The sequence below is a fragment of the Shewanella mangrovi genome (assembly GCF_000753795.1).
Taxonomy (GTDB): domain Bacteria; phylum Pseudomonadota; class Gammaproteobacteria; order Enterobacterales; family Shewanellaceae; genus Shewanella; species Shewanella mangrovi.
Map to the genome: position 1 here is coordinate 343,070 of NZ_JPEO01000002.1, position 13,218 is coordinate 356,287.

At 46.5% G+C, this 13,218-nt stretch carries 16 protein-coding genes; 7 read left to right on the forward strand and 9 right to left on the reverse strand.

Annotation, left to right across the window (positions count from 1 at the left end; genetic code table 11):
* Positions 1-19: 19 nt before the first annotated feature.
* From HR45_RS04030 to HR45_RS04050, 5 genes are all read right to left on the reverse strand, one after another.
* Positions 20-814: a hypothetical protein gene (locus HR45_RS04030; protein WP_037439943.1), complete on the reverse strand. Its 795-nt coding sequence runs from the start codon at positions 812-814 to the stop codon at positions 20-22.
* Positions 792-1,199 (reverse strand): PulJ/GspJ family protein, encoded by a 408-nt coding sequence (locus HR45_RS04035; RefSeq protein WP_162180640.1) that lies wholly within the window; start codon positions 1,197-1,199, stop codon positions 792-794. Before HR45_RS04035 ends, HR45_RS04030 begins: the two co-directional genes overlap by 23 nt.
* Positions 1,183-1,662 (reverse strand): pilus assembly FimT family protein, encoded by a 480-nt coding sequence (locus tag HR45_RS04040; protein ID WP_081933373.1) that lies wholly within the window; start codon positions 1,660-1,662, stop codon positions 1,183-1,185. Before HR45_RS04040 ends, HR45_RS04035 begins: the two co-directional genes overlap by 17 nt.
* Entirely contained in the window at positions 1,641-2,051 is a 411-nt protein-coding gene (locus HR45_RS04045; protein ID WP_037439949.1) for a type IV pilin protein, read from the reverse strand. Before HR45_RS04045 ends, HR45_RS04040 begins: the two co-directional genes overlap by 22 nt.
* A 480-nt stretch (positions 2,052-2,531) precedes the next feature.
* On the reverse strand, positions 2,532-3,284 hold the full coding sequence (locus tag HR45_RS04050) for a Nif3-like dinuclear metal center hexameric protein (protein WP_037439951.1): 753 nt from the start codon (positions 3,282-3,284) through the stop codon (positions 2,532-2,534).
* Positions 3,285-3,477: 193 nt separating this feature from the next.
* On the opposite strand from HR45_RS04050, the gene HR45_RS04055 reads away from it, so the two are divergent.
* A complete protein-coding gene (locus HR45_RS04055) occupies positions 3,478-3,813 on the forward strand; it encodes a hypothetical protein (RefSeq protein WP_037439953.1) in 336 nt (111 codons plus the stop codon).
* 30 nt (positions 3,814-3,843) lie between these two features.
* On the opposite strand, the gene HR45_RS04060 is transcribed toward HR45_RS04055, so the two are convergent.
* Entirely contained in the window at positions 3,844-4,320 is a 477-nt protein-coding gene (locus HR45_RS04060) for an outer membrane lipoprotein (protein ID WP_037439955.1), read from the reverse strand.
* Positions 4,321-4,372: 52 nt separating this feature from the next.
* On the opposite strand from HR45_RS04060, the gene aat reads away from it, so the two are divergent.
* From aat to infA, 3 genes are read left to right on the forward strand one after another with little or no spacing between them, the layout of a single operon-like run.
* A complete protein-coding gene (aat, locus tag HR45_RS04065) occupies positions 4,373-5,083 on the forward strand; it encodes a leucyl/phenylalanyl-tRNA--protein transferase (RefSeq protein WP_037439957.1) in 711 nt (236 codons plus the stop codon).
* Positions 5,073-5,807 (forward strand): arginyltransferase, encoded by a 735-nt coding sequence (locus tag HR45_RS04070; RefSeq protein WP_037439958.1) that lies wholly within the window; start codon positions 5,073-5,075, stop codon positions 5,805-5,807. Before aat ends, HR45_RS04070 begins: the two co-directional genes overlap by 11 nt.
* Before the next feature lie 56 nt (positions 5,808-5,863).
* Complete coding sequence (infA, locus tag HR45_RS04075; protein WP_037439960.1) at positions 5,864-6,082, forward strand: translation initiation factor IF-1; 219 nt, start codon at positions 5,864-5,866, stop codon at positions 6,080-6,082.
* Between the two features lie 133 nt (positions 6,083-6,215).
* On the opposite strand, the gene clpA is transcribed toward infA, so the two are convergent.
* Positions 6,216-8,480 (reverse strand): ATP-dependent Clp protease ATP-binding subunit ClpA, encoded by a 2,265-nt coding sequence (gene clpA / locus HR45_RS04080; RefSeq protein ID WP_037439962.1) that lies wholly within the window; start codon positions 8,478-8,480, stop codon positions 6,216-6,218.
* Between the two features lie 31 nt (positions 8,481-8,511).
* Positions 8,512-8,820: an ATP-dependent Clp protease adapter ClpS gene (gene clpS / locus HR45_RS04085; protein WP_037439964.1), complete on the reverse strand. Its 309-nt coding sequence runs from the start codon at positions 8,818-8,820 to the stop codon at positions 8,512-8,514.
* Positions 8,821-9,220: 400 nt separating this feature from the next.
* On the opposite strand from clpS, the gene cspD reads away from it, so the two are divergent.
* Positions 9,221-9,427 carry a cold shock domain-containing protein CspD gene (gene cspD / locus HR45_RS04090; protein WP_037439966.1) on the forward strand — a complete coding sequence of 69 codons (207 nt, stop codon included), beginning with the start codon at positions 9,221-9,223 and terminating at the stop codon, positions 9,425-9,427.
* Positions 9,428-9,538: 111 nt separating this feature from the next.
* Here cspD and HR45_RS04095 read toward each other — a convergent pair whose 3' ends face one another.
* A complete protein-coding gene (locus HR45_RS04095) occupies positions 9,539-11,761 on the reverse strand; it encodes an NADP-dependent isocitrate dehydrogenase (protein ID WP_037439969.1) in 2,223 nt (740 codons plus the stop codon).
* Between the two features lie 258 nt (positions 11,762-12,019).
* On the opposite strand from HR45_RS04095, the gene rluE reads away from it, so the two are divergent.
* Both rluE and HR45_RS04105 read left to right on the forward strand, forming a co-directional pair.
* Positions 12,020-12,718, forward strand: a complete 699-nt coding sequence (rluE, locus tag HR45_RS04100) for a 23S rRNA pseudouridine(2457) synthase RluE (protein ID WP_081933374.1) — start codon at positions 12,020-12,022, stop codon at positions 12,716-12,718.
* A 15-nt stretch (positions 12,719-12,733) separates the two neighbouring features.
* Positions 12,734-13,204: an NUDIX hydrolase gene (locus HR45_RS04105; RefSeq protein ID WP_037439970.1), complete on the forward strand. Its 471-nt coding sequence runs from the start codon at positions 12,734-12,736 to the stop codon at positions 13,202-13,204.
* Positions 13,205-13,218 lie beyond the last annotated feature (14 nt).

A 13,218-nucleotide genomic window follows, 5' to 3' on the forward strand; every position in this document is an offset into this window, starting at 1 on the left:
GGCATAAGTTATCCCTACCTTAATTACTAAAGTTCAACAGACACGAACTCCAAGGTGTGTAACTGGCTGATTGACTCCAATTCACATTCACTTGCAGACCGGCTTTAGTGGCTGCGTCACTGGCTAATCCATCTAAGCTGGCGACACTTGAGGCAAGTAGCGACGTTGTCATTTCGCTACCGAAAGGTGAACACTTACTGGTGTTTAACTGAACATTAAAGCTGACAGGTCCACTCAACACATTAGGCTTGATGATGCGAATAATCTGCCACGTTTGTCCGGACCATTGAGTAGATACAGGATGGCAACTGCCAACCTTCGTCAGTTGATAAACTGCGAAATTGGTCTGGTCGGATAATATTCCTCGGCATGTGTAACTGGCGGCGATATCGCTAAGCGCGGTATTTTCTTCCCAAAACAACGAATTTCCTATCTTTGCAGCAAAACCCACCGTTTCCACAATACCGGCTGGAGACAACATAGCGCTGCCTGTCGTTGCCGTCAGTCCTCCGCCACTGACCAAGATAAAATGGCTATTTGTGGTCGCATCCGGTATGCCAAAGCCTGCTTTTTGCAGCAACAACTGCATCGTCAGCAACCCCGTCATGTTTTGCTGGTTACGAATAGAAAAGGTTTCACTACCTGATTCAGGGTTGTAAATGTGGAATACGGCAGACTTGTACAACGCCATCATGGCAAGCAGAGAAAACGATGTGACCAAGACTCCCACCATCATGCTGATAAGCGAAAAGCCCTGCTGCGCGCGACTTAAGTGCCGCAATGACGTTGAGTTAGTTTTGGATAACCATGTCATAATTACCGACCCTGTCATCTGACACAGTAATGGTGAATTGCGGCACGGCTACCGTTTGGGTAATGGTATCAATCGTGACATCCATATTGGCGTAACCGCAATGTTTGGAATAACTGGCATTAGTGGTCGATTGCAAGTCGTGATTGAGTACCATAATGTCACCGCTACTATCTGTACCTGCGAGTGAACAATTAGCCTGAATGCCGGCGTTCTCTAACTCACCGCGGAGTTCGTTCAACACTAAGTTCTGCACATTGTCAGTGACTTGCGATTTCATTGATACCGATAAGGTATAAGCCACTCCCAATCCGGAAATTGCCACCAGAAAAATGCTTATCACACCTTCAAGCAAGGAAAATCCCTGTTGCCTACTCGAGGTAACCATTCGCATCATCGCTTCCTTTACTCATGGAATATTGGGTTGATTGAGTGCAGTTAGTAGTACCTAGCGTACCGCTAGCAGGTAACCCCGCAGAATTGAAAGCAATACACGTGGTCTGTTGATTGGCAATCGTGGCGCTATCCACTGGCAATTCGGCGTGCCACAAGGCATCACTACAATCAACGGCACTATGATCACTGTTGTGAACACAAATTTGTTTGTTGGTTAATACCAGTAAACTTGAGCCGTTCACCCCGCTTACCGCACCATTAGATAATGCTACGGCACGCGCTTTAGCATATCCCTGCTGCAACATTTCCTCGGCCGCTTGTAACTTTTGCTTTCCTAGCCATCTCGAGGTCAGAGAGCCGCCATAAAGCGCAAGAATACCGGCCACCGCGACGGTAACCATCATTTCAACCAGTGACAAACCTTGCTCACGTATCACCATGACGAAAATCCACATGCCTCCGTTGCAGTGCGATTGTTACCACTATCTAACGTCAATACACAGCCGGATAAAGTGCTAGTGCCCGTTGCTTTTAAGCTGTAGCTAGTACTTGAGCTCTCAAGGCTGTAACCAAAATATGTTGCTTCCGATGGCGCCCAACCAGAAAAACTACTGCTACTGGCAACAGTGCCCGCTGCATTCGTTGGGTATTGCAGCTGATTTTTATAAATTGCTTCCATTTCCATTGCGAGTCCGACGAGATCCGTCGTGGCCGCTCGTGCGCGGCTGGCAATGATAAAATATCGATAAGAAGGTAATGCTACTGCCGCTAGAATCGCGACGATCGCCACTACGACCATTAACTCAACCAAGGTAAACCCTCGTTTTCTCACAAGGCTAGCCATCAAGGTTCATACCACCGCATTAACAAAAACTTTATGCATATTGAAACAAAATACTACAGTAGCGAGATGCGCTATATCTAGCATTTTTATATGACACAATTGTAAAGAACATTGATTTTTTAGTCACTGAGTGATGAAAGTGGCATTTTTTGAACTCAGCTAAATTAGCGGACAAGCATAGCCCTTTATAGCAAGGCTTATATCGTTATAAATTTGACGTTATAACGTCATATATTTAGGTGGGATAACTGCTTCAAAGCGGTAACATAACTTACTATTTATTAGGTTTTACCGATGAATCAACATATATCGCTAGATTTTTAAAAATATAAGAATTAGAACGGATTTGTATTAAGGATGTTTGAGTGTAGTGTTCGATGAGGCAATACCTGCTGATAACTAGCGTGATGTTACCAACAGGCAATTTGGATAGCATTTAAACGTATGTTTGGCGCAGCATTAGCTTACTATTCGCTAACGTTAGACCGGGTTATCGATATCAACAAAATGATGTTGCAAGCCAAATTTTTCAGCTAAATGCTGACCTAAAGCTTCAATACCATATCGCTCGGTCGCATGATGTCCGGCTGCGAAATAGTGGATGCCTTGCTCCACAGCACTGTGAAAGGTACGTTCTGAAGCCTCTCCGCTAATAAATGCATTCACACCCAAGGCATACGCTTCATCGATATAGTCTTGAGCACCGCCTGTACACCATGCGACGGTGTTGATTTGCTGTGTGTCAGCAGCAAGATGCAGTGGCGCACGGCCTAACCGCTGAGTGATATGTGCCGCAAACTCTGCTGGCGTTTGAGCAGCGGCTAACGAGCCTCGCCACAGCAGATTTTGTGGAATTTGCGCTACGACTTCGATTTGACTCAAGCCGAGCACTTGACCCAATTTCGCGTTATTTCCCAATTCCGGATGACCATCCAATGGCAGATGATAGCCAAACAGATTAATGTCATTGGCGAGTAACGCCTTGATTCGACGTTGCTTCATCCCCACCAGAACAGCCGGCTCACTTTTCCAAAAAAATCCATGATGCACCAGTAACGCATCGGCCTTAAGTTCGACAGCCTTATCAATCAATGCCTGACAGGCAGTAACGCCTGTCACTATCGTATTGATTTGCTGACATCCTTCTACTTGTAGGCCATTTGGGGCGTAATCTTTATAACGCTCAACTTGTAAAAACTCATCAAGATACGCTTCAAGCGCTTGCCGCTCCATCCTGCTGCTCCTATTGATATTCATTAGCCGCCAGCATATCACATCCTGCAATTGTCCTGCCGTTTGACGATTAATCCGATACCAATGTAACGTTTCTGACGATTATTACAGCGCCAAATTGGACATTGACAGCATTTGCTTTATAAAATCCCCCGACCTTTGAAATTCACAATAAAATAACAGGCCTAATTCAATGACCAAACTGACTAAAGAAGATGTCATCAGCCAATTGGAAGCAGCTCTTTCAAAGCGTGATGGAAAAGCTGTAAGCATCGAGCAAAGCGGTAGCTGGTATAAGATCGATGGTGGTAAATCAATGCGATTTGCAGAGCTGGAAAGTATGTTAGCGGAATTGGGCACCAATGAAGCACCAGCGGCGACACCTAAAGCTGCTGAAAAGAAAGCTGCCACAGCCGCACCTGCTAAAAAAGCAGCGACGACGTCATCAGCTCAAGGTAAAACACCTAAGCAATTATGGCGCGAAAAACTGGCCAAAAATCCTGGAAGCCGTCTTCCTCGCGGGTTCTAATCGGCTAGGCGATGTGGACGCTAATAGCGCTCACATCGCTTTATCAACACGTACACCGGTATCAAAATAGACGACTCTCACCTCATCACCGCGGCGTAGCGGCATATTGGCAGCTGGCTGTTGAATGACCATCACTTGTTCGCCATCATTTTGCTTAATCAGTAGTTCTTGCAAGTGTACGACACGAGTATGCTGTTGTTGCCCTTGCTGACTGCCCACACCAGCTCCGATGATTGCACCCAAGACTGTTGTGACGTCTCGACCGTGACCATCACCAAACTGATGTCCAATTACACCGCCTAAAAGTGCACCGCCAAAGGTTCGCCAGCCATTACTGCGATCACGTTCTAACTCAGTACGACTTACATCACGAATCGAATCCAAGGTTCCATAGACAACTTTTACTACCGGCATCGCCTGATTACGGGGAAACTCCTCGGAATAAGCTACATTTGTATACGGTAGCAACACTGACAGCCCAAATAAGAGTATTAGTATTTTCCACATACGCGAATTTCCGTTAAGTTATTAGCTAAATTGCATTGTGCACTAAGTAACCGTGAACACACTATCGTTCCTAAAAGATGCATCAGATCCGTTTCCCGCACCAGAGTTAGCGCTCGCCGAGCCTAACGGCTTACTGGCTGTGGGCGGAGATCTGCATCCACAACGATTATTAAGTGCATATTACCAAGGCATTTTCCCTTGGTTTAATCATGATGACCCCATTTTATGGTGGTCACCTGATCCTCGAGCTATTTTCCTCCCCGGTAGTGTAAATGTCAGCCGTAGCCTGCGTAAATACATGAAAAAAATGGGCTGGCGTTTCACCATTAACCATTCATTCGCTGATGTTGTTGCTGGCTGCGCGATGACGCGCCAACAGCAACCCGGCACTTGGATTACCGGAGAGATGCGCTTAGCCTATCAGCAACTGCATGAACTGGGACGGGCGCACTCTATTGAAGTATGGCAGGATGAGCGACTCATTGGCGGTTTATATGGTTTGGATGTCGGCCTCATCTTTTGTGGCGAATCTATGTTCCATCGCGCCACTAACGCGTCTAAAGCAGCATTTGTGGTGTTGCATCATCATCTGCTGTGCCATGGATATAAACTCATTGATGCGCAAGTGATGAATCCGCATTTAGCCTCACTAGGCGCACGCTCATTGGATCGACGTAGCTTTATCGAATTAGTCCACCGTTTTCGTGACGGTCAGGCTCTCGCCGGATGTTGGGCACCACAAGAGGTAACAATTGCACTCTGATCAACAAACAGTTGCGGTGGGTTTAACACAAACCTTCCCTTGTAGTTATCTTGAACATCAGCAAGAACAGCTGCTGGTGATTAAAGAACAGATGATGCAACCAGCACTATTTGAACAGTTGCTATCAATGGGATTCCGCCGTAGTGGCAGTATGGTATACAAACCTAGGTGCCCGAGCTGTCATGCTTGTCAGCCTATCCGAGTACCACTCGCAACGTTCACGCCTTCAAAACGACAAAAACGTACCTTGGCGCACAATCGCGATATTCGTGTACAAGTCAGCCGAGAGTTTCGCGATGCGCACTACGATTTATATCAACGCTATATCAAGGCTCGTCACCACGATGGACCTATGTTCCCGCCCTCATTAGAGCAATATGTGGGATTTATCGGCTGCGATTGGATGCAATCTGGCTTTCTAGAACTCTATTTAGATGAGCAGTTAGTGGGGGTTGCCGTCACCGATTTGTTAGCTGACAGCATCTCGGCGGTGTACAGTTTTTTTGAGCCAGAGTTGAGTCAACGCTCGTTAGGCAGCTTAATGATTTTGCAACAGTGCAAACTCGGAGCGTCGATGAATAAATCCTTTCTTTATCTTGGATATCAAATAGATGATAACAAGAAGATGAATTACAAACGTCTCTATCGTCCCTACCAAGTGCTCACTTCATCCGGCTGGCAAAATGGTACTGCCCTGCCGCAAATTCCTTTACACCGTGGGTAAATTGCGGCATGATACGGCGGTTTTTATTTCCTAGAGGCTAACAGGACAAAAATTTAATGGCGAAAGAAGACAGTATTGAGATGCAAGGGACAATTCTTGAAACCTTGCCAAATACGATGTTTCGAGTTGAACTGGAAAATGGTCACGTTGTGACAGCTCACATTTCCGGCAAAATGCGTAAAAACTACATCCGTATCCTGACTGGTGATAAAGTCACCGTTCAGCTGACCCCGTACGATTTGAGCAAAGGCCGTATCGTCTTCCGCGCACGCTAATATTTATTCTCCACAGCTATCATAGACTTACCACACTGTAGATGTGGTGAAGTGGATTATTTTTAACGCCTGTTAAGATGCCATAAAAAAATGGCTGCAAAGCGCAGCCATTTTTTATGGGTTAAGTTCAACACTAAGACACTTTCTCTGGTACCTCGATTGCGATATTCAGTTCGCCATCAATGATATCGACCTTGGCCGTACCACCAAACTCAAGCTTACCGAACAAGATCTCATCCGCCAGCGGACGTTTCAGCATATCCGTAACAACACGTGCCATTGGGCGAGCCCCCATGGTCTTATCGTAGCCTTTTTCTGCCAGATAAGTACGCGCCTCATCGGTCACATCCAGCGTTACACCCTTCGCATCTAGCTGAGCTTGCAGCTCAACAAGGAACTTATCGACCACTTTCGCAATGATGGTCATATCTAGGCTGTTGAACCAAATGATGCTGTCGAGACGATTACGGAACTCTGGTGAGAACACCCGGTTAATCTCACTCATGGCGTCGTGACTGTGATCTTGCTGCTTAAAGCCTATCGATTTCCGCACTGTTTCCTGCACACCCGCATTCGTCGTCATGACCAATGTCACGTGGCGGAAGTCTGCTTTTCGGCCGTTATTGTCGGTCAGTGTACCGTGATCCATTACCTGCAGCAGCAGGTTGTAGATATCCGGATGTGCCTTTTCAATCTCATCCAGCAAAATCACACAATGCGGATTTTTAATCACCGCATCCGTCAGCAAACCACCTTGGTCAAAACCCACATAGCCAGGAGGAGCACCAATCAAACGCGACACAGTGTGACTTTCCATGTATTCCGACATATCAAAACGTACTAGCTTCATACCCAAACAATTCGCCAGTTGGTTTGTCACCTCGGTTTTACCAACCCCTGTTGGGCCCGCGAAAAGGAAACTCCCCACGGGTTTGTTTTCATTACCTAAGCCACTGCGTGACAGACGAATAGCAGCGCTTAAGCTTTCAATCGCCTTATCCTGACCGAATACTGTCATCTTCAGATTGCGCTCTAAGTTTCTCAACGTATCGCGCTCAGTAGAAGATACTGACTTTTCCGGAATGCGTGCCATCTTGGCGATAACCGCCTCGATCTCCGCTTCGCCGATAGTTTTCTTACGCTTACTTTGCGGCAGCATGGCCATACGAGCCCCCGCCTCATCAATCACGTCAATCGCTTTATCAGGTAGATGACGGTCATTAATGTGACGATCAGACAACCTTGCGGCTGTCGCTAGCGCGGCTTTGGTGTAACGAATATGGTGATGCTCTTCGTAGCGCGACTTAAGTCCTTCTAGGATCTTAGTGGTCTCTTCAACACTTGGCTCATTAATATCAATTTTTTGGAAACGACGTGCTAACGCACGATCTTTCTCAAAAATACTTTGATACTCTTGGAACGTAGTCGACCCCATGCAGCGCAACTTACCGCTAGATAACAGCGGCTTCAGCAGGTTAGATGCGTCCATAACGCCGCCCGAGGCTGCACCCGCGCCGATAATGGTATGGATTTCATCAATAAACAAAATGGCCTGTTTGTCGGCAGTTAACTCTTTCAGAATATTTTTCAGACGTTTTTCGAAATCACCACGATATTTAGTTCCGGCAAGCAACGCCCCCATATCTAATGAATAGACAGTTGCGTCACGAATAACCTCTGGCACTTCATCAGAAACGATACGATACGCTAGGCCCTCAGCAATAGCGGTTTTCCCGACGCCAGCCTCGCCCACCAGCAGCGGGTTATTTTTACGGCGCCGACAGAGGATTTGAATACTCCGTTCAATCTCATCATGGCGACCAATAAGTGGGTCAATTTTGCCTTGTGCGGCCTGTTCATTGAGGTTACTGGCAAATTGCGACAGCATGTTGCGCTCTTCCATCGCCTCAGTTTGCTCTTCTGATGCGCTTTCTTGAGCCGCATTATTTTCAGGCTCCTCATTATTTTTAGCGAACCCGTGGGAGATATAATTCACCACATCTAAGCGGGTCACGTCATAACGACGTAGCAGGTAGACAGCTTGTGACTCCTGCTCACTAAAAATGGCAACCAACACATTGGCGCCCGTCACTTCATTGCGTCCAGAAGATTGCACGTGGAATACCGCACGTTGCAGAACGCGCTGAAACCCCAACGTTGGTTGGGTTTCCCGTTCATCTTCAGGATCTGAAATCACTGGAGTGGTTTGAGTAATAAAACTCGAGATATCATCACGTAATTTCTCAATGTTAGCCCCACAGGCTAACAGAGCATCACGCGCGGCGGGGTTATCAATCAACGCTAATAGCAGATGCTCAACCGTCATATATTCATGACGGGCATCTCTGGCTTGCTGAAAAGCCAAATTCAGCGTGACTTCAAGATCTTTATTCAGCATGTGCACCCCCTAACTTCAGTGATAGCTAAATTTACGCCTTTTCTAAGGAACACAGCAGTGGATGCTGATGTTGCCGGGCGAATTGATTTACCTGCGCTACTTTGGTTTCTGCGATTCCGAATGGATACAGCCCGCAGACCGCTTTTCCCTGGTGATGAACCAACAACATAATGTCGGTCGCTTCCTGATGATTCTTATTGAAAAACATCTGCAACACCTCAACCACAAACTCCATTGGGGTGTAATCATCGTTAATCAACAACACTTTATACATCGGCGGTGGCTGAAGTTCTTGTTCAACGCCGCTCTCTAGTTGCTCAATTTGACCGATTTTTGTCATAACTCAATACTAGTATCTGTATCACACTTCAACCAACCGAACCAATGTGATGAATCGATTAATTTGTGCGATTTTTCCGACTGATTCTAATTTCACTATACGATCAACTTAACGAAATTGTCTAAAGCTATTGGCTAACCAAGCTCGATAAATTTCGCTTGGAAGTGTTCAAACGCTCGAATTTCATACGTTCTGATTTGATTAAGGTTTTACTCAATTAAAAAAATGCGATGTCACGCTTTTCACTATTATCCTTTAGTCTTAAAAATGTTGTAATTATGTTAATTCAATCTTGACATCAACTTTTAAGGCTCGCATTCTGTATCCGATCAGTAGATATTTCGCACAATGAAAACGAAGTATCGGTGTATTGGGAGCAACAGTAGAAGGAAGTAGATGTATGGCAAGCGGAACTGTTAAGTGGTTCAACAACGCCAAGGGATTCGGGTTCATCTGCCCGGATCAAGGTGGTGAAGACGTTTTTGCACACTATTCAACCATTGAGATGGATGGCTACAGAACTCTAAAAGCAGGTCAACCTGTTGAATTTGAAGTAGAGAAAGGTCCTAAAGGCATGCATGCCTCACAGATCTCTCCAGTCAAGTAAAGCACCAGACTAATTTCTACTTAAAAGGCGGGAATTCCCGCCTTTTTTTATTTACCTATTATTAACATCATAATACCCCATGCCACCAATAAGATGTCATGGGGATTTTGCTTAATAGGTCATTAATTGATTAAGTGTCGCACTTGGACGCATGGCAGCAGCAGCCTTGCTGCTATCTGGACGGTAGTAGCCGCCCATATCAACCGCTGCGCCTTGGGCACCATTTAACTCAGCAACAATCTTATCTTCTTGAGCTACCAGCGCATTCGCCAATTCGACAAATGCAGCTCGCAGTTCACTGTCTGTACTTTGCTCAGCCAAGGCTTTCGCCCAATACTGTGCCAGATAGAAATGGCTGCCACGGTTATCAATCTGTCCTACCTTACGAGAAGGAGACTTGTTGTTGTCGAGGAACTCACCAATCGCTTTATCTAAGCAATCCGCCAGCACCTGTGCTTTCGCATTATTGGTCGTCTGGCTCAGATGCTCCAACGAAGCGCCCAAGGCTAAAAACTCACCGAGTGAATCCCAACGCAGATGGTTCTCTTCTTCGAACTGCTGTACGTGTTTAGGTGCACTACCGCCTGCACCAGTTTCAAACAGACCGCCACCATTCATCAATGGCACGATAGACAGCATTTTCGCACTGGTACCCAGTTCCAGAATTGGGAACAGATCCGTCAGGTAATCGCGCAATACGTTACCGGTAACAGAAATCGTATCTTGACCAGCTTTCATACGTGTCAGCGAGAAACGAGCGGCCTCTTCTGGTGACATGATATGAATTTCTAAACCATCGGTCTCTTCTTCTGGTAAGTAGGCTTTCACTTTGGCAATGACTTGCGCATCGTGAGCACGATTTTCATCTAACCAAAATACTGCTGGTGTAGATGACAGACGAGCACGGCGTACCGCCAGCTTCACCCAGTCACGAATTGGCGCATCTTTGGCCTGACACATACGCCAGATATCACCAGCAGCTACTTCGTGTTTCATCAACACTTCACCTGCGCTGTTGATGACTTTCACGACACCATCAGATGGAATTTCAAATGTCTTATCGTGGCTACCGTATTCTTCGGCTTTCTGTGCCATCAAACCTACGTTTGGCACTGTGCCCATAGTGGCAGGATCAAACGCACCATGCTCTTTACAGAAATTGATGGCTTCTTCGTAAACACCTGCGTAGCAACGATCAGGGATCATCGCTTTCATATCTTTCAATTGACCATCTGGGCCCCACATCTGACCACCAGCACGAATTGCCGCTGGCATAGAGGCATCAATAATTACGTCACTTGGTACGTGCAGGTTAGTAATACCTTTATCTGAGTTCACCATCGCTAAAGGTGGCTGTGCAGCATACACGGCGGCGATATCAGCCTCGATTTCCGCTTTTTGTGCTGCGGGCAGTTCAGCGATTTTAGCAACCACATCACCAAAACCGTTTTTCACATCAACGCCCAGAGACTTAAAGGTTTCAGCGTGCTTAGCAAATAAGGCTTTAAAATAAGCTTTTACCGCATAGCCAAACATGATCGGGTCAGACACTTTCATCATGGTCGCTTTCAAATGCAGCGATACCAGCACATCTTGTGATTTTGCGGTTTCAATTTCACGTTCAAAGAAGTCTTGCAGTGCCGCAACACTCATCACTGAGGCGTCAATAATTTCGCCTGCCAATAACTTCAAACCGGCTTTCAGCGTTACTGCTTCACCTGCGGTTTCCAAGACGATGTTGACGCTGTCAGCAGCAGGCAAGGTCACTGATTGCTCGCTACCGTAGAAATCGCCTTGATCCATGTGCGCGACATGCGTTTGGCTGTCTTTGCTCCACGCCCCCATTGAATGCGGATGTTTACGCGCGTAGTTTTTCACTGACAAAGGCGCTCGACGATCCGAGTTACCTTCACGTAATACCGGGTTAACCGCGCTACCTTTAATCTTGTCATAACGGGCTTTTGCTTCTTTTTCTTCAGCTGTCGCCGGTTCTTCTGGGTAGTTAGGCAGGTCGTAGCCTTGCGCTTGCAACTCTTTGATACAGGCTTTTAGCTGCGGAATCGAGGCGCTAATGTTAGGCAGTTTGATGATATTCGCTTCTGGCTTAGTCGCCAATTCACCCAACTCGGCCAAATGATCACCGATTTTTTGTGCTTCAGTTAAACGCTCTGGAAACGCGGCAATTACGCGGCCAGACAGGGAAATATCACGCGTTTCTACCGCGATACCCGCAGGTTTAACGAAGGTTTGGATGATCGGCAGCAACGACAAAGTGGCCAGCGCAGGCGCTTCATCTGTTTCCGTGTAGATGATTGTTGGGGTTTTGTCAGTCATTTTCAGTCCTATGCGTACTTGCAAGAAAGAAAGGAGGACTGCTCCCGCTCGAACTTCTTCGAATAAAGTTAAATAATATTTATATTCAATCAGTTATACAAAGAATACCACTTATCGTTAACGGGTCGCAGATCACATTTTGGCGAACATCATAGTTCATTCTTTAAAAGATTCAAATTCCGCAACGTGGTTTATCAAGGTAGACTATTGTCCGATTGATTCTGATTCATCCTCCGATAAGGCACTCGAAGATCTTCCATGAGTAGCACGCAGCAAAAGTTTAAGCAGAACAAAGGCGTGAAGCCACGCAACGCGAATAGCCAGTCAGCGCGTCGGCGCCCAGCCAAAGCCACAAAATCCGCTAAGCCAAAAGTCAGCGTGCAGGACACGCGCGTTATTTTGCTCAATAAGCCCTACGATGTCTTATGTCAGTTTACCGATGAACAGGGACGGCAAACGCTCAAAGATTTTGTGCCCATCGCCAATATTTATGCCGCAGGCAGACTCGACCGCGACAGCGAAGGTTTGTTACTGCTAACCAATAATGGTCAGTTGCAGGCAAAACTTACCCAGCCCAATAAGCACACTTATAAGACTTACTGGGTGCAAGTTGAAGGCGCCATTACCGAAGCCGCGATGGAAGCGCTGCGCCAAGGCGTCGAATTAAAAGACGGCATGACACTGCCCGCTGCTGTTGAGCTAATCGGCGCACCTGATATCTGGCCGCGCAATCCGCCAATTCGAGAACGTGCCAACATTCCAACCAGTTGGCTCAAAATTTCCATCCGTGAAGGCCGTAATCGTCAAGTGCGGCGCATGACAGCTCATGTTGGTTTTCCAACGTTAAGACTCATTCGCTACGCCATTGGCTCACTATCCTTACAACAGCAGGGTGAACAGTTAGCCAATGGTCACTATTACGAACTCCCTTCTAGCGAAGTCGCTAAGCTGCTGTAGAAAAAGGAAACACTAATGGCTGAAAAATTGCGTTATCGCCCAAATGTAACGGTTGCCTGCATTATTGAAGCTGAACAACGCTTTCTCATGGTGGAAGAATTGATCAACGGTGAGCAGAAATTTAATCAGCCAGCGGGACATCTCGAAGCCAATGAAAGTTTGATAACCGCGTGTGAAAGAGAAATTCTAGAAGAAACAGGCCTTAACTTATCGCCCGCGGCACTGGTACGTATCGATCAATTTTCTGCCTCAGCAGAACTAGCGTTCTTACGCTTTACTTTTTGCTGTTCACTTGAACACGTCATGGCAGCGTCACCGCTAGATCAAGATATCCTTGCCGCTCACTGGTTCACATTTGAAGAAATTTTGGCGCGAAAATCCGCATTACGCAGTCCATTAGTGCTCGATACCATTGAGGCTTATCTTCGCGGCGAACGAATCCCTTTGAAAAGTCTAAATTCAGCGTTTCTGACATTAGCCCCTTAAGCTGATGCGTGCTA

Coding starts and splice junctions, on each gene's coding strand:
- HR45_RS04030 (WP_037439943.1), bottom strand. CDS start 814: ATGACATGGTTATCCAAAACTAACTCAACGTCATTGCGGCACTTAAGT.
- HR45_RS04035 (WP_162180640.1), bottom strand. CDS start 1,199: ATGGTTACCTCGAGTAGGCAACAGGGATTTTCCTTGCTTGAAGGTGTG.
- HR45_RS04040 (WP_081933373.1), bottom strand. CDS start 1,662: ATGTGGATTTTCGTCATGGTGATACGTGAGCAAGGTTTGTCACTGGTT.
- HR45_RS04045 (WP_037439949.1), bottom strand. CDS start 2,051: ATGGCTAGCCTTGTGAGAAAACGAGGGTTTACCTTGGTTGAGTTAATG.
- HR45_RS04050 (WP_037439951.1), bottom strand. CDS start 3,284: ATGGAGCGGCAAGCGCTTGAAGCGTATCTTGATGAGTTTTTACAAGTT.
- HR45_RS04055 (WP_037439953.1), top strand. CDS start 3,478: ATGACCAAACTGACTAAAGAAGATGTCATCAGCCAATTGGAAGCAGCT.
- HR45_RS04060 (WP_037439955.1), bottom strand. CDS start 4,320: ATGTGGAAAATACTAATACTCTTATTTGGGCTGTCAGTGTTGCTACCG.
- infA (WP_037439960.1), top strand. CDS start 5,864: ATGGCGAAAGAAGACAGTATTGAGATGCAAGGGACAATTCTTGAAACC.
- clpA (WP_037439962.1), bottom strand. CDS start 8,480: ATGCTGAATAAAGATCTTGAAGTCACGCTGAATTTGGCTTTTCAGCAA.
- clpS (WP_037439964.1), bottom strand. CDS start 8,820: ATGACAAAAATCGGTCAAATTGAGCAACTAGAGAGCGGCGTTGAACAA.
- cspD (WP_037439966.1), top strand. CDS start 9,221: ATGGCAAGCGGAACTGTTAAGTGGTTCAACAACGCCAAGGGATTCGGG.
- HR45_RS04095 (WP_037439969.1), bottom strand. CDS start 11,761: ATGACTGACAAAACCCCAACAATCATCTACACGGAAACAGATGAAGCG.
- rluE (WP_081933374.1), top strand. CDS start 12,020: ATGAGTAGCACGCAGCAAAAGTTTAAGCAGAACAAAGGCGTGAAGCCA.
- HR45_RS04105 (WP_037439970.1), top strand. CDS start 12,734: ATGGCTGAAAAATTGCGTTATCGCCCAAATGTAACGGTTGCCTGCATT.